Genomic DNA, 16898 nt, shown 5'->3' with positions numbered 1-16898 from the left:
AAGGGTGCAGACGCGCTCTGCCTTTTATGTGACTGTTGCGTGCCCGTCAGGAGAGTGATCAAGGGCGACTCGCCGGGAATCACGGTCACTCGACCCGTTCACTCGCAGGTCGGCGTCTTCCTATGCGAGGCGGGTCGACGGCGGACGGGAAGATCGGCCAGGCGGACACGTGGCAGAAGCCGCCGATGCATGAGGTGGCCCACTACCCGGTCGCGAGTTGTACGGTGCGACTGAGGAGGGCGGACGCTTTATGGCAGACGAGCAGATCACCACAGTCGGCAGATGTTACCTGTGCAAGCGAACCTTCAGCTTCACCCCCGCGAGTGTCATGACGGTCATGATGGACCCCGAGACCAATCTTCCGCTGGGCATGACGGTGTCAGGTGCTTTCCGTGAGCCGACACCGGAAGCCACCGCCAGATCGGTCGAGGAACACGTCTGTCCCGACTGCGTGAACAGGGTAAAGCAGCTCAGAGAATTCATGGATCCGCCCGCCCTTCGATTCGACACATGGCAGAGAGACAACCCCTGATCGCGGCTCATGGATCCGACATGCGTCGATCATGAGCGTGTCCGTACAGTCTCGGGTCGCAGTCTGGGTCGCAGTCCACCGCCGTACCGTCCCGCTTCAGGCGGACCGCCGGCTGCGGCCACGGAGCCGGTGTACGGGTTTCCCCGATCAGTGGGCGTGACCCCGTCCTCCCGCTTCGCCGCGATGGCGCGGACCAGGAAGAGGGACGGGACAGTCCTTCTGACCCGTGATCGGGTGGTGCCCGATCTGCGATACTCCGAAAGTGCGCCGTTCGTCCCGCAGCCCGCTCCGGCGGCTCGCCGACGTTGCCGTCTCGCTCGCCGTAGGGCTGTATCTGATCGCCCTGATGATGGACAATCCGGTGCCGCGCCCGGACCCGCTGGTGATCCTCGGGATGCTCGCCGGTGGGGCGCAGGGCGCGGCGCTGTGGTGGCGACGCTCCCATCCGGTGACGGTGATGGTGATCGCGCTCGCCGGAGGGCTCGTCGTCCACATCCTCGCGCCACAGGGGATCTTCCCGTTCGCGGGCCTCGTCGCGATCGGCTCGCTGGCCGCCGTCCGGCCACTCCGGGTGTCGCTGCCCGCGCTCGCGGCGCTGCTCGCTCTCACCGCGCTCAACTTCCTCACCGGTCCCAGCGAGGACGCGCAGTTCGCGATGGCGTTCCCGGTCCTCGCCTGGGCACTCGGCGAAGTCGTACGCCACCGGCGGATGGCCATCGACCAGGAGTCGCGCAGGGCGGTCAGCGAGGAGCAGGCGCGGATCGCGCGCGAACTGCACGACGTGATCGCGCACAGCGTCTCGGTCATCGTCGTGCAGGCCGCCGCCGCCGACGACGTCTTCGACGAGCACCCGGACCAGGCGCGCGCCGCGCTGCGCTCGATCGAGGCGGCGGGACGCGACGCGCTCGGGGAACTGCGCCGGCTGCTGGCCGTGGTACGGCCGGGTACGGGCGACGAGCCGCTCCCGCAGCCGGGGCTCGACCGGCTCGGAGAGCTCGTGGAGCCGTTCCGCGCCGCCGGTCTGGAGGTCGCGGTACGGCGGGAGGGCGCCGCCGCGCTGCCAGCCGGGATCGACCTCTCCGCCTACCGGATCGTTCAGGAGGCGCTCACCAACACGCTGCGCCACGCGGGTGCGGATCGCGCCGAGGTGACCGTCAGGGCCGCCTCGGGGATGCTCGAACTGGACATTCTCGACGACGGACGCGGTGGCGTGAGCGCTGGCGGCGCCGGTCACGGGATCGCGGGGATGCGCGAGCGCGCCGCGATGCTCGGCGGCACCCTCGACGCGGGTCCGCTGCCCGGCGGCGGGTTCCGCGTCCGCGCCCGCCTTCCGCTGGGAGTGCTGCGATGATCGTCACCGCCCGTCCCCGGCTGTCATCGAGGGCTGCGATGAGCACCCGCGCCCGTGTCCGCGCCCGTCTGCCGCTGCGGGTGGTGCGATGAGCATCCGCGTGGTCCTGGCCGACGACCAGGCGCTGGTCCGCAGCGGCTTCCGGATGATCCTGGAGGCCAGAGCGGACCTTGAGGTGGTCGGCGAGGCCGGGGACGGCAGAGAGGCCACGGCCCTGGTCGAGCGGCTGGCACCCGACGTCGTCCTGATGGATGTGCGGATGCCCGGCGTCGACGGGCTGGAGGCGACCCGGCGGATTGTCTCCTCGGGAAGTCCGGCCCGGGTCATCGTCCTGACCACCTACGACGTTGACGAGTCCGTATTCGCCGCTTTGCGCGCCGGTGCGAGCGCCTTCCTGCTCAAGGACGTGCGACCCGCCGAACTGGTGGAGGCGATCCGGGTGGTCGTGCGCGGCGACGCCCTGCTCGCGCCGTCGGTCACCCGCCGGCTGCTCGACCGTTTCGTCACCGTCCTGCCCGATCCCGGTGCCGTGCCGCCGCCTGACCTCGGCTCGCTGACCGGACGGGAGGTCGAGGTGCTGCGGCTGGTCGCGCTCGCGCTGTCCAACGCCGAGATCGCCGGGCGACTCGTGCTCACCGAGGCCACGGTCAAGACTCATGTGTCCTCGGTGCTGCGCAAGCTCGGCCTGCGTGACCGGGTCCAGGCCGTCGTGCTGGCCTACGACGTGGGGCTCGTGCGACCGCGCTCCACCTGAAGCGGGAGACGTGCGGCCGATTCAGCCTGAGGCGGGGCGCCTGATCCCGCCTGAGGCGGTGGCACCCGGCCGGGCTCCGTCTCAAGAGGGAAAGGTGCGGCCGTACTCCGTCCGAAGTCGGGGTCGAAGGCCGCTCTCGCGTTCGATGTGCGGGAAGCCGTCCGGACCTAGCGTCACCGACATGACCGGAAACGCTCCCGACGACCGACCGCACGTGACCCAGACGACCCCCGGCGAACGCCTGGGGATGCCGCGCCGCATCGCACCCGCCCTCGGGCTGTTCCTGCTCTCCCCGCTGATCGCCGAGTATCTGCTCGGCAACGTCCCCTCGTCCGACATCGGGGGCATGATCATCCTCGCGCCGATGTACGGCGGAGGCGCGCTCATCATCCGCGAGGTGACGCGGCGCACCGGACGAGGCTGGCCGACGCTCTTACTGCTGGGATGCGCGTACGGAGTGCTTGAGGCGAGCCTGATCGACCAGACCCTTTTCAATCCCGACCAGCTCTTCGAGGGTGACGTCTCCCGGAGCGCCACGCTCATCCCGGCACTGGGTTTCAGTGCCGGCAACGCCGTGGGATTCACCGCCGGACACGCCATCTGGAGTATCGGGGTCCCGATCGCCATCGTCGAAACCCTGGTGCCCCGTTGCGGCACCACCCCGTGGCTGGGTCGGCTCGGCCTGACCGTCACCTGTGTCGTGTTCGTCCTCGGCTCTCTCGTTCTCTTCAACGGTATATACGACGAGAGCGGGTTCATGGCATCGCCACCGCAGCGGATCGGCGCCGCCGTCGTGGTCGCGCTCCTGGTCGTCGCCGCGTTCGTCGTCGGACGCCGCCCCCGTCCGGCAACGGACCGACGGGCACCGAAACCGTGGCTGGTCGGCACGGTGGGGTTCGTCGCGTCCGCGGCGTTCTTCGTCCGTCCCGAGGACTGGTGGGGGCCCGCCGTCGGCCTCGTGCTGATCGCCGCGATGACGGTCGTGATCACTCGGTGGTCGCGACGCGACGGCTGGGGCGTCGCGCACCGGCTCGCGCTGGCCGGTGGCGCGCTGCTGACCTACGCGTTCGGCGGCTTCCTCCTGCTCCTCCTGCACGGCACCGCGAACACCGTCAACCTGATCGGCCAGACGGTCCTCGTCCTCGGCGCACTCGTCCTTTTCCTCGTGGCTCGCCGGGCCGTACCCAGGGCGTCCGACCTGCGAGGAACAGCCGACGTGCGGTGACCCCGGCAGGCGAGAAAGAGCCGAGGAGCCCGGATGCCGCCTTCCACAGGCTGTTCTCCTTCTCGCGGATGCGCGTGCTCGCCCCGGCTTGCCGGAGGTCGGTCGCCGACCATGCACTCCTGGCATCCAGCTCGAAACGTGGCGATCGTGTCTGTTATCCGATAAGAAGTCGTCAATATCCTTGCCTGACCAAATCCGTGATCTTTAGCGTGTGCGGGGTGAGCACCTTCGAACCGGATTCCCCATGGTGGACGGGCATGCGCCAGAACGACGGGACCGGACCCGAGTGGCCCTGGGGCGGCGGGCCACCCGATCAGAGTCCCGGTCTTCGGTGGCCAGGGGGCCCTTTCGTGCCGCTGCCTCCCGCCGATCCGCACGATGTGCGAGTGGAGCAGGAGCGGCTGCGCGAGATCAGGGAGGGGCTTCCCGCCGCGGTCGGTCCGCTCAGCGAGGTGATCGAGAACCTCGTCGGTCTCGCTGTCGCGGAGGCGACCTTCACAGCCTTCACCTACTCGCTGGCTCTCGCCTACACCGAGGTCGAGGCGTTCACGCTTCAGGAGCTCAGAGGAAAGGTCGAAGACGCTGTGGTGATCCGGGAAAAGGTGGGGGCATCGGCTGCCAACTGGGCGTACGCGGAACAGGCCAGCATGGTCAAGGGGATCTGATGCGGGGCGACAGTCACGCAGGAGTGGGACAAGAGCGTCATGTTTGACGGCGGTGCCGCCGTGGCGAAGAGGAGCTTGCAGGTCGGAACGGGGGCCGCGCTCACTCTCTCCGCCCTCGGAGTGTCCGTGGCCTGGCCGTTCGTCGCCAAGCTGTACGTCCACCAGTACGATCCCAAGGCGTTCTGGGACGGGGCCGAGACCTGGAGTAGGGCCGTCGCGGACGTCCGGGCCGCCAGGGAACGGATCGATGTGCTCGTCTCCGGTGCCTCCGGCCAGGGCTGGAGGAGCGAAGACGGGCGGGCCTTCCAGCGCCGGCTGGACGCCTTCCTCGAAGAGTTGGCGAGCATCGAGATCCGGGCGTCCGTGGTGGCCGCCGTCCTTTACACGGCGGCTGTCGCGACCTACGCCATGATCCTTTATGGGCTGCTCGCCGCCCTGACCATGGCGGCGCTCGCGGCCTGGGTCCTCATCGCGACCGTCACGCCGGTCAGCGCCGCGGGCGCGCGGGTTCTCGCATTCCAGGTACTGATGAAGATGCTCAGTGGTTTCACGGCGGTCGAATCCCGATTCGACACCCTGTTCCACACGGAGACCGGCGTGCTCGGTGCCCTCGTCCTGGGTGACGTCCTCTTCGAAGCGGCTGACGGTGACCGCAGCGGGGTGGTCGACTTCGTGCAGGCCACCGTCTCTCAGGGACCCATGCTGATCTGGGGCACCGCGAACAGAGTGGAACGCGACCTGACCGCCTACGGCATCGACGGAAGATTTCCCAGCGGAGGTTTCCAGGGGAGGCGGTTCGGATCCCGTGCCGGGACGCCCATGCCCCCCGGGTTCCTCCAGGTGGCAGGGGTCAAGGGAGCCAACGACAGCGCCGGCGGCCAGCAGACGATCACGGGGCCACACGTTCCGGAGCAGAATCCGGACGGCTCCTACGACTACCCATGGGAATGACGATGGACGAGTTCAAGCAGGCCCTGGGTTTCGATCCGGAGGAGGTCGCACGCGATGCGGACCGCTTCTTCGACAGGATGCGGGAGACGTATCACGCCATCGATGGCCTGACCGCCCGCGCCCAGTCCGACGACCGCCGGGTGACAGTGGAGTACGCCGCCACCGGCGGCGTTCAGAAGCTCGAAATCGACCCGCGGGCGATGCGCATGGGCTCGGACGAACTCGCCGAGACGATTCTCCGTCTCATCCACCAGGCGCAGCAGGACGCTGAGACCCGTGCCCGTGAGCGGGTGACCGACTTCCTCGACGCGGACAGTTCCCTCATCGCCGGCCGGCAGATGCTCGGAGACCGGCTCCGTGCCGCAACGGGCACGCTTCAGGAGAACCTGCGCAACGCCACGGAGATGATGGAGAAGCTACAAGGCATGATCCGCCGTTGAGGTGGTGGCGGGAGGGGGGCGGGTGCCGGGGTCTGCCGCACCGCCCCGGCCTATGGCGGGACCGGGTGGCGGCCGGCGCCGCGGTGTCGGGACAGAGCGCGTTCGGTCCAGCAGTTCGTGACTGCCGCCGGACGGCGCGCTACACACGGCGAGATGGCGGATCAGGTTCAAGAGCCCGTTGCGCTCCCGGTTCGCCGTGCTGCGGGTACGGTCCGCGGGAGTGCGGTGGGTCGTCCTCGCGTCGCCGAAAAAGGGAGTCCAGCACCAGTTGGCCTGCCCATGCGATCAATCCGCCCACGAGTCCGAGTAACGCGCCGGCGATGAAAAGTCGACGGGTCGCCTCTGCCTCACCCGGCAGATAGGTGACCGTTGCCCTGTTCGCCGCAGCATCGAATCCCAGGATGGGCATATCCCGGCCTTCGTCCGTCCACTGAAGGTATCGGTCCACGGTTTCAGGGGTGCCCGACTTGACCTCCACCTCGTTGGATGACAGAAGTATGCTCTTTTTCGCCGTCCAGCCTTCGGGGGCCTCTCCCGCTAAACCGCCCAAGGCTACGGCGGGCATCGTGGGTGACGGCTTCAGCGCCTCTGCGGGCCCTTGGACGATGGAGACCTCGGGCGTCCTCACTGCGGCTCGATAGCCCTCGACCGACACCATGCTGCGCTTGGCGCGGTAGGTGAAGAAATCTTGAACAGGCCGGTTGCCCAGCCTGTTGTCGGAGCAGCTCTTCTGGAACACGACCGAATATTTCGCTGACTGCACCAGTTTCTGAGAGGTGGATAAATCAATATCATCCTGTACCACAGCGTCGCCGCTCAGGAGGAATTTCGAGTACGCGCAGTTCATGCCCTTCGGCAGGCTCATGGTGAGGAAGACACTGACCATCAGGCTCTCCTGACCTGGCACCGGAAACTGGTCCAACTTCTGTTGCTTTTCGCCATCGGGGATGTAAACGAAGTAGCCGTTCACATGCAGGTCCACGTGCTCGATTCCCTCGGGTATCACCAGCATCACCGCGCCGTTGTAGCCGTTGGACGGGATGGGGGGCGTCGATTCCTGGAACGCCATCCAGCCTGTGGCGGCCAGGTAGGCGCTGACCGCTGTGATGACGACGGCCCCCGCCAGCCTCGGGTTTCCCCAGAGGCGAATCGGTCGCGGTCTTCTTCGCCCGCCATGTGGACCAGGTGAAGAAGCGGCGGGTGGCGGCTGTGTCACCGTCGGACGAGTACGGTGCCGGTTTTCTCTGCCCCGTGTCCAGATCAGTAAAAAGACGATGACGGCCTTGGCCAGTAATCGGATCGCGCTTCTCCGCTGCGTCACTCTTTGATCATGCCGCAGTTATGACATGATCGCTGGGATCGGGCGGTCCTTGACGGAGATCGCGGACAGGCCGGTCGAGAACCCGAGGTCGCCGGAGGGCGGCTTTTCCCGTCTTCGGTTTTCCGGGTCAGTGGATCTGCGTTTCCAATGAGGAACGGAGTACTGAGCCCATTTCATCCTGACGACACAGGTCGCAGGGCTGCTGCGGACCCCGGGCCGGAAAACGGCTGCCGTGTCGTGCCTGGCTACAGAGCGATGAGGCCGGCATGTGTCGGCTGAAACCCGTAGGCCCCGAAGTAGAAGTCCTTCACGTCATCGGCGAAGTCGACGTGGAGCCATTCACACTCGGCTGCGCGGGCCTCTCTGCCCGGCTCAGTCCATGATCTCAAGGCGGCCCGGATCTGGGGTCTCATCCGCCGGCTGCACGCCTGCGGTTTTATCGCCCTGGCCGACAAGGCCCACGTCGGTGCAGGTCCACGCGTGCTGGTGCCGTACAAGGGCCGAGGCAAGACGAAAAACGTTCATTGTTGGCCAACGTTACGACTTGGTTGGTTCTGGGACGACGCCCCACATGAACGTGGAGCCCTTCAGCAGTTGCTCCGTCGCCCTGATTCCGGTCAGGTGCTCGACGAGCAGGAAAGCCGGCCCTTCGTAGAACGGGGGAAAGGATGGGTAGAGCCTGTCGATCTCCGTCATCGTGTCCACGAGTTCGTCCGGGGTCTCCGTCGGATGTTCGGCATCGGCTCCGAAGCAGAATCGGATCTCGCCGTTCTCACACCAGTAGAAGTAGTCAATGCCCTTGATGGCGAGTGCGGCTTGGGAGACGAGGCGGGTGTCCTCGGAAAGTTCAGTGATCACGTCTTCACGGGTGCCGAGCCAGTCAGGGTCGAAAACGAAGGTCCAATCGCCGATGGAGGTGACGCCGAGAGGCTCCCCGGGACGTGGGTAGTGATCCGGGTCGTCGGGGAAGGGGCCCGGCGTGAAGTCCTCCCATCGACCGCTGAGGCGGGTGACCACCTGTTCAGGCGTGGCACGGATGTAGATGAAGCTGTAGCACTCCTCGGAGTATTCGCCGCAGAGCCAAGCGATATCGAGAGGCTGCATAGTCATGTCGTCATGCTGTCAGTTGCCACCGACAGACACAGAACTCGGTCGTCACGGGCCGATGAGGCTGGGCGCAATGCGGCGTGACGTACCCCTGGCCAGAGTGAACTCAGGATCCCAACGATCAGTGAGCTTTTCATCCTCTCTGTCGTGACTCCGCGCCTAACGCATCCGTACGGGTGCTCATGGCATTGGGTGCACTCAGGCGATGAAGGTCGCTGCCAGGGCGATGATCGAAGCGCCGAACACCACGGTGTGGCGGACGTTCTGCAGGGTCCACGTCCAGGACGGGAAGCCGTCCTCGGCCGCCTTGAGGAGGGTCGGCACGTCGATGCGGGCGAGCATCGGGTCGTCTTTGCGGGCGAAGGCGGCCTGTACGGACTTCACGGCGGTCAGCTGGCTGTAGAGGATCACACAGTTGACGATCAGCACGATCGACTGGAAGACCCAGGTCAGGGGCTCGGCCCAGGAGCCGTCGAACAGGTTCACCACGGCCGTCGCCGCCATCACCGCGGCGATCGAGACCGGAGCCCACGTCTCGTGGCCGCCGGCGTCGAACCGCATCCCGTTCTCGGCCAGGACGGTGGTCCGTACCCCCTGGCGCTGCAGCTCCGCCTCGGCGCTCGCCATCGCGGTGGCCCCGTAGCGGTGGCGCACCAGGGGGATGCTCACGAAGGCGGTGGCGACGAGGATCTGCATGGTGGCGACGAAAGCGTTCATGGCTGGTCTCCTTGATGGGGCGCTCTCCGGCGCCGATCTCGACTTGCACTAAGTTCAAGGAGAATCTAGACCACCACTTGAACTATGTGCAAGTGGAATTTGAACTTTGTGCAAGTCGAGATCCGCGGCCTACCGTGGACGCCTGCCGCACGCCCCCTTGACCAGGGAATAGATCACCCGGATCGTGATCGACCGGAGCCGGCCGACCCGGTGTGCTCCGGGAATCGGTTCAGCTCCGTACGGCCGGGTCCATTCCGATCCGCTCGGCGACCGCGGCCTGGAAGTGGGCGCAGCCGGTGAAATCATCGTGGTCGCAGCTCAGGGCGCATTCGATCAGGCCGAGAGCTGCCTGCGCCCGGGCGATGCGCTCGGTCAGGTCCGCCTGTCGGCGACGCAGGACGCCGCGCCGTACGGCCGGATCTCCAGTAGTGATCATTTCTCGGATGTCGTCAAGGGAGAAGCCGGCGTTCTTGGCGCGCAGGATCACCGCGATCCGGTAGAGGTCGTCAGGGCCGTAGCGGCGGCGGTCGCCCTCGGTACGGGTGGGGGCCAGCAGGCCCATGGACTCCCAGTGCCGCAGCACATGCGTCGCCAGGCCGAACCGCTGGGCGATCTCACCGATACCCATCACCGTTTCGTCCCCGCTTGACTTCATGTCGACATTAAGTCGCACCCTCGAACGCATGTCCAACAACACAGTGATTCCTCAAGAGGACGGCCCCGTCAGCGGGCTGATCAGCCTGCTCGACGCGGTCGACGCGCTGCCGGGCTCGGTCGCGCTCCGTGCCCGTTCCTACGAGCTGCTCGATCTGGCGCCGGAGACATCCGTGGTCGACGTCGGCTGCGGTGTGGGCCGGGCCGTCGCCGAGATGGCCGAACGAGGAGTGCAGGCCGTCGGTGTCGACGTCAACGAGCAGATGGTCGCCCTCGGCCGCCGGCGCCGTCCCGATCTGGACCTGCGGCTCGGCGACGCCTGCGAGCTGCCGTTCCAGGACGGGCAGCTGGCCGGTTACCGAGCGGAGAAGCTCTACCACGAGCTCGGTGATCCGGCCGGAGCGCTCAGCGAGGCGCGGCGGGTGCTCGCCCCCGGCGGGCGTGTCGTCCTCATCGGCCAGGACTGGGACACCTTCGTCGTCGACTCCGACCATCCCGGTCTCACCCGGACCGTCGTCCATGCCCGCGCCGACACCATCACCGCTCCCCGTGCCGCCCGTGGCTACCGCAATCTGCTGCTCGCCGCCGGATTCGACGACGTCACCGTCGAGGTGCGCACCGGCGTCTTCACCGACGCGCTGATGATGCCCATGCTCTCCGGGCTCGCCGACGCCGCCCGCTCCACCGGGGCCGTCACCTCCGAGCAGGCCGGCACCTGGATGGCGGACCAGGCCGGGCGAGCCCGCGACGGGCGGCTCTTCGTGGCGGTTCCGCTGTTCGTCGCCGCGGCCCGCCGCCCCTGACGGCCGGCCCGGCGCGCGAGCGGCCTGGCGGGTGCGCGGCGGTCCGCACCGGGTATCCGGTGTGGACCGCTGCCCGGCCCGCCAGGCCGTAGAGGTTATGGGAGTCAGGGTGTCGCGCCCGGCACCTGGAGCGCCAGGGGGTTGCGGCGGACATCGGACCAGGTCCGGGTATCGGAGCAGATGCGGCATCCGGCGCCGAAGAACTCGCCGCGCGCCTCCTCGTCGCCCATGAGCTGGAAGCGGAACCACGCCGTCGTCGGGGCGGCGAAGGGGCCGGGATCACCTACGACGGTGAAATGGTCGGCGCCCCTGACCTCGCCGTAGATCGCCGGGATGTGGTCGGCGTCGTTGTAGAAGGCCTTGACCAGCGTCGGCCAGACGATGCTGTCGTACTGTCCGGCCAGGGCGAACATCGGGCCGTCCACCGCGTTCACATTGGCCAGCGGACCGGGCTGGATCGGGAGAACGGTGTCCACCCGGGAGTCGTCGCCGACCACGATGGCGGCCGCGCCGCCCTGTGAGTGGCCGGATGCGCCGATGCGGCTCAGGTCGACACGGTTGTGGAAGATGCTGCCCGGGTCGGCGTCTCTGTTCGCCAGCAGGTCGATACCGGCCAGCATCGAGATGCCGAGGTTGGACTGGGGGGTGTTGGCGGCGGCCACGATGAAGCCGTGGCCGGCCCAGTGGAGCAGCAGCTCGCGGTAGACCACGGGGAAGGCGAAGGTGCCGTTCCCCCAGATGATCACCGGATGGCGGCGCGGGCTCTGCGCGATGTCCCGCGGGTAGTAGAGGGTGGTGATCGCGCCCACGTCCACGGCGGTGGCGTAGGGCCCGGGGGCGCCCCAGTTCCGTCCCACCGAGGGGAACCCGGTGTCGGCGGCGGCCGGGTGCGGCACGGTGGTGAGGGCGAGCACGAGCGCGATCAGCGGGACGAGCAGTCTTCGATGCACGGGAGGTCTCCTGACCGAGGCCGTCGAGAAGTGAACCGCGCGTTACGCCGGACGCACTTCTCGTTTGATCGCACATCCTGAACGGGTAAACGCCCGCCGTCTCTCCGCACTCGCGGCAATGATTGACATCCGGGTTTGTGCGATGTGACGATCCCCGGATGCCCGACCTGCACGCCCGAATGGCTCCACGGGTCCGGGAGCTCACCGCGGTCGTGGTCGCGCGATGCGCGGCCGAGATTCCCTTCTACCGGGAGCAGCCCCGGGACATCCTCGACGGGGAGGTCAGCCGGTCGGTCACGGCGGTGCTCGGTCTGATGCTGCGGACGCTGCGGGAGGGCGACGCCCTCGACCCCGGTGACCTGACCGAACTCATCGCGTGGTCGGCGCGGCGGGCGGAGGAGCGCGTCCCGCTGGAGGCCGCGCTCACCGCCTATCTCATCAGCGCCGAGGTCTGGTGGCGGGCCCTGGCGGAGACCGCCGAGCACGCCCGACTGGCCGAGGCGGGAGTGGATCTGCTCGGCTGCCTCCGCTCGGCCATGCCCGCGGTCGCCATCGCCCACCTGCAGTCGCAGGAGGACATCCGGAGCGAGGAGGGCAAGGTACGGCGGGCGCTGGTCACGGCGTTGCTGTCCGGCCAGCCGTACGAGGAGCTGGCCGAGGCGGCGCGGGTCACGGTCGCGCCCGCCTACGAAGTGCTGGAGATCCGGTTCGTCGCGGCCTCCCCGGCTGCGCGCCGTACCGTCAGGCTCGTGCAGTCAGCCCTGGACGCCCACACGGGGACGCCGGTGCTCACCGCGCTGGACCACACCGGAGGCGTCGCGCTGCTGTCGGGGACACCTGAGCTGCCGGTTCTGGTGACCAGGGTCGCGGAGGCCACCGGCCGGTCCGTCATCGCGACCACCGCCCGGGCTGCAGGGCCGGGTCTCGTCCCCGAGGCCGCGGAAGAGGCCGGAAGGGTCATGGCGATCGTCCGGCGCCTGGGCCGCTCGCCCGGCCTCTACCGTTTCGACGACGTCCTCGTCGAATACCAACTGGCCCGCCCCGGGGCCGGACTCGCCAGGCTCGCGGCCAAGCTCGATCCGTTGAACGACCACCCGTATCTGATCGACACGCTGCGCGCCTTCGTCGACCGCGGGCACAACCGCCGCCGGGCCGCCCAGGACCTGCACATCCACCGCAACACTCTCGACTACCGGCTGCACAGGGTGACCGCGCTGACCGGCCTGGACCTCACCGTCCCCGCCGAGGCGCGCCTGCTGGAAGCGGCCCTCACCGCCAGGGACCTCGCCTGACGGGTGGCACCGGCCGCACCGGCCACGGCCCCGGCGCGGAAGGCGCCTGACGGCCGTTGCCGGTCGGCGGATGTCCGCCGTGAATGGCCATGCTGTCGGCGCTTTATATAAAGCTGGCAGATTATTTCGTAAAGGCGCGTATGAAATGTTGAAAAAAGCATATTAATACAATTGTTTCAGTATTTTTCGGGGCTCGCTGTCCATGGCGGGAGGTATCACGACCGGTCCGGTCCGCCGGCGGACCGGAGAAGGGAGAGGGCCGTGAAAGTGGTGGTGCTCGCCGACACCCATGCGCCGCGGCGGTGGAAGTCCTGTCCACCGGGGGTGGCCGAGTATCTACCGGGTGCGGATCTGATCCTGCACGCCGGTGACGTCTGCGTCGCCGGCGTGCTCGACGAGCTGGCGGCCTACGCGCCGGTCCACGCCGTCAAGGGAAACAACGACGGACCCGACATCACGGCACCCGAGACGCTCGAACTGGACCTCGACGGGCTGCGCGTGGGGATGATCCACGACAGCGGCCCGGCGAAGGGACGGCTCGGCCGGATGCGCCGCCGCTTCCCCGAAGCCGGCCTGGTGGTCTTCGGCCACTCCCATGTCCCGCTCGACGAAGACGACGACGGGCTGCGCATCTTCAACCCCGGGTCGCCGACCGACCGGCGCCGCCAGCCACGGGGCACTCTGGGCCTGCTGCGGATCGAGCACGGCTCGCTCCTGGAGGCCAGGATCGTCCCGGTCACCTGACGGCGGTCCGGCGCGCGTCGCCTTCCCGTTTCCCTCAGGCCGGTTTGCGGGCCTCGATGAGGAACCGGGTCGTGTGCGCGATGAAGGGGCCGTCGGTCTGGATGCGGTCGTGGAGGGCCCTGAGCTCGGTGCGGTAGCGGTCGACCGTGAAGTCCGGGACGGTCCAGATCACCTTCCGCAAGAAGTAGATCATGGCGCCGACATCATGGAACACGGCGCGCAGCGACTCCGGCCGGAGATCGACCACCTCCAACCCGGCGGCCTCGGCCGCCGCCCTGGCCAGCTGGGGATCGCGTGCCGAACCGGCCGGTTGCGGGCCCATGAAGAACTCCGTCACCTCCGCCATGGTCCGAGGGCCGACCTGCTGGGAGAAGTACGTCCCTCCCGGCCGGAGCACACGTGAGATCTCCTGCCACCAGGTGGTCACCGGGTGGCGGCTGACCACCAGGTCGAAGACCCCGTCGCCGAACGGGAGCCGCGACTCGTCACCGGTGCTGACCACCGCCACGCCACGTGGACGCAGCCGTTCGCTCGCCCGGGCGACGTTCGGCGGCCAGGACTCCGTGGCGACGGTCAGCGGGGCGAACCGCGGCACCCCTGCCAGCACCTCCCCGCCGCCGGTCTCGATGTCCAGCGCGGCCGTCGCCTGCGCCATCCGCTCGCCCATGAGCCGCGCGTACCCCCAGGAGGGGCGCTCCTCGGTGGCACGGCCGTCCAGCCACGAGAAGTCCCAGCCGTCGACGGAGACGGATTCGGCCTCGGCGACCAGCTCATCAAATGTCCGCTTCATCCTTTCCAAGCTGTCAGACGTCTGCGGGATTGTGCAACAGGATTCCGCACGTCCGGATATTGACGCGACATTCCTGCCGGTAGGCGGGAGGATGGAGCCTCTTCTGGTGTTCCGTGAGGAGTCGGCAGGTGCAGAGTTACCGTCGCGATCTCGACATGCTCCGGGATCGTCGCTTCGCCCTGCTGCTCGCCACCCGGACCATCTCGATGCTGGGCAGCTCCTTCGCGCCCGTGGCCCTCGCCTTCGGCGTCCTCGGGCTGCCCGGCTCGACGGCCACGACGCTGTCGGTGGTCCTGGCCGCCGAGGCGGTGCCGATGGTGGCGTTCATGCTCGTGGGCGGAGTGATCGCGGACCGGCTGCCCCGGCACCGGGTGATGATGGCCGGCGAGGTGCTCAACGCGGTGGCGTTCGCCTGTCTCGCCGCGATGCTGCTCACCGGGTGGACCCCGCTCCCCGCCCTGATGACGGCGGCGGCGGTCACCGGCATCGCGATGGCGGTCTTCTTCCCCGCCCTGACCGGGATCATCCCCGACGTCGTCCCCGCCGACCGGCTGCAGACCGCCAACGCCGTACTGGGGCTGGGCGCCAACGGCGCGCGCGTCGCCGGGCTCGTGCTGAGCGGGGCCACGGTGGTCCTGCTCGGTGGCGGCTGGGCGCTGGCCGTCAGCGCCCTCATGTTCGCCGTGGCGGCCGTGCTCGTCGCCGCGCTGCGGCTCACCCCGGCGGAGCGCGGTGCGGCCGGGAACCACTCCGTCATCGCGGACCTGCGCGACGGCTGGCGGGAATTCGTCTCCCGGCAGTGGCTGTGGGTGGTCGTCGCGCAGTTCTCCGTGCTGGTGATGGCCGTCCAGGCGGCGCACGGCGTGCTAGGACCGCTGGTGGCCAAGGAGCACCTGGGCGGGGCGCCCGCCTGGTCGGCGGTCCTGGCGGGTGAGGCGGTCGGCATGATCGGTGGCGTCTTCATCGCGATGCGGCTACGGCCCCGCCGTCCCATCCTGCTGGGCACGGTCCTCACCGTGCCCACCGCCCTGCCGTACCTGCTGCTCGGTCTGGGGGCCCCGCTGTGGACGGTCGTCCTCGGCGCGGTCGTCATGGGTGTCTGCTTCGACATCTTCGGGGTGCTGTGGAGCACCACGATGCAGCGGGAGATCCCTCCCGAGTCCCTGTCGCGGGTCAGTTCCTACGATGCCCTCGGCTCTCTGATGTTCGGCCCGGTGGGCCTGCTGGTGGCCGGGCCGCTGGCGATCACGATCGGTCCGCGGGCTGCGCTGCTCGGATGTGCCGCGGTCGTCGTCCTGGCCTCCCTGGCCGCGCTGCTCTCCCCGGGAGTCCGCCGGCTCCAGGCCCCGGAAACCCGCGGGCTCCGAGCCCCGGAGCTCGCGGAGAAGGCCCTGTCCCACTGACACCGCGGCCCGGACCCGACGACGTGGATCAGTAGGCCAGGACGCGGTCGGTGTAGCGCTTGATCAGGAAAGCCGACTTGAACTTGGGGAAGGCGACCGTCTTCACGTCGCCGTCGGAGGTGTAGCGCTCGTCACGGTTCGTCTTCAGCCAGTCGAGCCAGGCGGTGGAGCAGAACTTCGCGCAGTCGCCGGTCTTGTCCATCGAGCGGATGCGCGGGATGCCGAGCGGGTCGAACTTCTTGTTGAACGGCGACAGCGCGGGGGTGTACCCGGCGAGGAACACTCCGCCGTAGTTGTAGGAGACGCCTCCGGAGGTGCCCTTGAGGCCCCACTGCTTGGTACTCGGCTGGTTGCCGTACGGCAGTGCCAGCGTGACCGGGTTGGTGTTGATCAGCTTGGTGATGAGCTCGTGGCCCGCGACGATCTCGGCGTTGACCTGCTTCTCCGGCTTGCCGCCCAGGCTCTTGTGGTCGCGGGTGTGGTTGCCGATGTCGAAGCCCTTGTCGCGGAGCCAGGTCAACATCTCGGTCTGCTCTTCGGGGGCCGTCTTCCCGAACAGGTCACGGGTCACGTAGAACGTGGCCACCGGGCGGAACCCCGGGTGGGCCTTGGCGACGTCCTGGAGGATGGCGACGGCCGTGCCCGGCTTGGGAACGCCCATCCCGTCCAGGGCGAACTGCGACGGGGAGGAGTCGTCGAAGGTGAGGACGACCGGGTGCCGTCCCGCGGGGATGTCGATCCGGCCGCTGACGTACTCGGCCGCCGTGATCGGAACGTAGTCCTCCTTGGCCAGCCGTTCCAGTTCGGTGCGGAACTGCTGGGGGGTGCGGTCGTCCTGGGTGCCCGGTTTGTCGATCACCCGGTGGTACATGAGCACGGGGATCTCGCCCAGCTCGTTGGCGCGGATCTTCGCGGCCGCCGCCAGTTTCGATTTGAGAAGGGCCGCCTGCCCTGCTGCGGACGCCTTGGCGGCGGCGATACCGGCGTCTTTCTTGGCTTGTGGATCTTCACTCTGTGCGCACCCGGCGAGCACGACACCCGCCGTCACGGCCACCACGCCGATCCGGCTCACCCTCAGTAGGCCCATCGAATCCCCCCAGAGCACAGACGTTAAGATCCTTATCCCCGCTGACCTGCGGATCGATCTCCGACTTAGGCAAAGGCTTCATACCTGGACGACAGGATCCACAGTCTCGGAG

General features: G+C 68.3%; 18 protein-coding genes. 11 read left to right on the top strand and 7 right to left on the bottom strand.

Annotation, left to right across the window (positions count from 1 at the left end; all coding sequences use genetic code 11):
- The first annotated feature begins 250 nt into the window (after window positions 1-250).
- The 7 genes from OHA77_RS20875 to OHA77_RS20845 all read left to right on the top strand — a co-directional run bounded on the left by OHA77_RS20875 (window position 251) and on the right by OHA77_RS20845 (window position 5918).
- Complete coding sequence (locus tag OHA77_RS20875; RefSeq protein WP_406311269.1) at window positions 251-532, top strand: hypothetical protein; 282 nt, start codon at window positions 251-253, stop codon at window positions 530-532.
- 262 nt (window positions 533-794) lie between these two features.
- A complete protein-coding gene (locus OHA77_RS20870) occupies window positions 795-1883 on the top strand; it encodes a sensor histidine kinase (protein ID WP_406311268.1) in 1089 nt (362 codons plus the stop codon).
- Between the two features lie 88 nt (window positions 1884-1971).
- On the top strand, window positions 1972-2637 hold the full coding sequence (locus OHA77_RS20865; RefSeq protein WP_406311267.1) for a response regulator: 666 nt from the start codon (window positions 1972-1974) through the stop codon (window positions 2635-2637).
- A gap of 181 nt (window positions 2638-2818) precedes the next feature.
- Window positions 2819-3862: a hypothetical protein gene (locus OHA77_RS20860; protein WP_406311266.1), complete on the top strand. Its 1044-nt coding sequence runs from the start codon at window positions 2819-2821 to the stop codon at window positions 3860-3862.
- Window positions 3863-4212: 350 nt separating this feature from the next.
- On the top strand, window positions 4213-4527 hold the full coding sequence (locus OHA77_RS20855) for a hypothetical protein (RefSeq protein WP_406311265.1): 315 nt from the start codon (window positions 4213-4215) through the stop codon (window positions 4525-4527).
- Window positions 4528-4587: 60 nt separating this feature from the next.
- Window positions 4588-5478, top strand: a complete 891-nt coding sequence (locus OHA77_RS20850) for a hypothetical protein (protein WP_406311264.1) — start codon at window positions 4588-4590, stop codon at window positions 5476-5478.
- A gap of 2 nt (window positions 5479-5480) precedes the next feature.
- Entirely contained in the window at window positions 5481-5918 is a 438-nt protein-coding gene (locus OHA77_RS20845) for a YbaB/EbfC family nucleoid-associated protein (RefSeq protein ID WP_326826626.1), read from the top strand.
- Between the two features lie 139 nt (window positions 5919-6057).
- Here the strand turns inward: OHA77_RS20845 and OHA77_RS20840 are convergent, their stop codons facing one another.
- The 4 genes from OHA77_RS20840 to OHA77_RS20825 form a co-directional block, all read right to left on the bottom strand.
- A complete protein-coding gene (locus tag OHA77_RS20840; RefSeq protein WP_406311263.1) occupies window positions 6058-7239 on the bottom strand; it encodes a hypothetical protein in 1182 nt (393 codons plus the stop codon).
- A gap of 537 nt (window positions 7240-7776) precedes the next feature.
- Window positions 7777-8349 carry a DUF6461 domain-containing protein gene (locus OHA77_RS20835; protein ID WP_406311262.1) on the bottom strand — a complete coding sequence of 191 codons (573 nt, stop codon included), beginning with the start codon at window positions 8347-8349 and terminating at the stop codon, window positions 7777-7779.
- Between the two features lie 195 nt (window positions 8350-8544).
- Window positions 8545-9063, bottom strand: coding sequence for a hypothetical protein (locus OHA77_RS20830; RefSeq protein ID WP_406311261.1), 519 nt, complete (start codon window positions 9061-9063; stop codon window positions 8545-8547).
- A gap of 229 nt (window positions 9064-9292) precedes the next feature.
- A complete protein-coding gene (locus OHA77_RS20825) occupies window positions 9293-9718 on the bottom strand; it encodes a MerR family transcriptional regulator (RefSeq protein ID WP_406311260.1) in 426 nt (141 codons plus the stop codon).
- A gap of 28 nt (window positions 9719-9746) precedes the next feature.
- Here OHA77_RS20825 and OHA77_RS20820 point away from each other — a divergent pair, with 28 nt between their 5' ends.
- On the top strand, window positions 9747-10520 hold the full coding sequence (locus tag OHA77_RS20820; protein WP_406311259.1) for a methyltransferase domain-containing protein: 774 nt from the start codon (window positions 9747-9749) through the stop codon (window positions 10518-10520).
- A 104-nt stretch (window positions 10521-10624) separates the two neighbouring features.
- Here OHA77_RS20820 and OHA77_RS20815 read toward each other — a convergent pair whose 3' ends face one another.
- Window positions 10625-11470: an acetylxylan esterase gene (locus tag OHA77_RS20815; protein ID WP_406311258.1), complete on the bottom strand. Its 846-nt coding sequence runs from the start codon at window positions 11468-11470 to the stop codon at window positions 10625-10627.
- Window positions 11471-11628: 158 nt separating this feature from the next.
- Here OHA77_RS20815 and OHA77_RS20810 point away from each other — a divergent pair, with 158 nt between their 5' ends.
- The gene (locus tag OHA77_RS20810) at window positions 11629-12762 is read left to right on the top strand and encodes a PucR family transcriptional regulator (protein ID WP_406311257.1); all 1134 of its coding nucleotides are present in this window, start codon (window positions 11629-11631) and stop codon (window positions 12760-12762) included.
- Window positions 12763-13023: 261 nt separating this feature from the next.
- Window positions 13024-13506: a metallophosphoesterase family protein gene (locus OHA77_RS20805; protein ID WP_406311256.1), complete on the top strand. Its 483-nt coding sequence runs from the start codon at window positions 13024-13026 to the stop codon at window positions 13504-13506.
- A gap of 34 nt (window positions 13507-13540) precedes the next feature.
- Here the strand turns inward: OHA77_RS20805 and OHA77_RS20800 are convergent, their stop codons facing one another.
- Window positions 13541-14296 carry a class I SAM-dependent methyltransferase gene (locus OHA77_RS20800; protein ID WP_406311255.1) on the bottom strand — a complete coding sequence of 252 codons (756 nt, stop codon included), beginning with the start codon at window positions 14294-14296 and terminating at the stop codon, window positions 13541-13543.
- Between the two features lie 128 nt (window positions 14297-14424).
- Between OHA77_RS20800 and OHA77_RS20795 the strand changes: the two genes are divergently transcribed.
- A complete protein-coding gene (locus tag OHA77_RS20795; RefSeq protein ID WP_406311254.1) occupies window positions 14425-15699 on the top strand; it encodes an MFS transporter in 1275 nt (424 codons plus the stop codon).
- A gap of 28 nt (window positions 15700-15727) precedes the next feature.
- Here the strand turns inward: OHA77_RS20795 and OHA77_RS20790 are convergent, their stop codons facing one another.
- Window positions 15728-16804: a polysaccharide deacetylase family protein gene (locus tag OHA77_RS20790; protein WP_406311253.1), complete on the bottom strand. Its 1077-nt coding sequence runs from the start codon at window positions 16802-16804 to the stop codon at window positions 15728-15730.
- Window positions 16805-16898 lie beyond the last annotated feature (94 nt).

The organism is Streptosporangium sp. NBC_01639, from assembly GCF_045209755.1.
Lineage (GTDB): Bacteria > Actinomycetota > Actinomycetes > Streptosporangiales > Streptosporangiaceae > Streptosporangium.
Note: the sequence above shows the minus strand (reverse complement) of the source record. Positions and strands in the feature narration are given on the sequence as shown.

Excerpts from the sequence above, each read along its gene's own strand:
- OHA77_RS20875 (WP_406311269.1), top strand. The coding sequence starts at position 251 with ATGGCAGACGAGCAGATCACCACAGTCGGCAGATGTTACCTGTGCAAG.
- OHA77_RS20865 (WP_406311267.1), top strand. The coding sequence starts at position 1,972 with ATGAGCATCCGCGTGGTCCTGGCCGACGACCAGGCGCTGGTCCGCAGC.
- OHA77_RS20860 (WP_406311266.1), top strand. The coding sequence starts at position 2,819 with ATGACCGGAAACGCTCCCGACGACCGACCGCACGTGACCCAGACGACC.
- OHA77_RS20845 (WP_326826626.1), top strand. The coding sequence starts at position 5,481 with ATGGACGAGTTCAAGCAGGCCCTGGGTTTCGATCCGGAGGAGGTCGCA.
- OHA77_RS20835 (WP_406311262.1), bottom strand. The coding sequence starts at position 8,349 with ATGACTATGCAGCCTCTCGATATCGCTTGGCTCTGCGGCGAATACTCC.
- OHA77_RS20830 (WP_406311261.1), bottom strand. The coding sequence starts at position 9,063 with ATGAACGCTTTCGTCGCCACCATGCAGATCCTCGTCGCCACCGCCTTC.
- OHA77_RS20825 (WP_406311260.1), bottom strand. The coding sequence starts at position 9,718 with ATGAAGTCAAGCGGGGACGAAACGGTGATGGGTATCGGTGAGATCGCC.
- OHA77_RS20820 (WP_406311259.1), top strand. The coding sequence starts at position 9,747 with ATGTCCAACAACACAGTGATTCCTCAAGAGGACGGCCCCGTCAGCGGG.
- OHA77_RS20810 (WP_406311257.1), top strand. The coding sequence starts at position 11,629 with ATGCCCGACCTGCACGCCCGAATGGCTCCACGGGTCCGGGAGCTCACC.
- OHA77_RS20800 (WP_406311255.1), bottom strand. The coding sequence starts at position 14,296 with ATGAAGCGGACATTTGATGAGCTGGTCGCCGAGGCCGAATCCGTCTCC.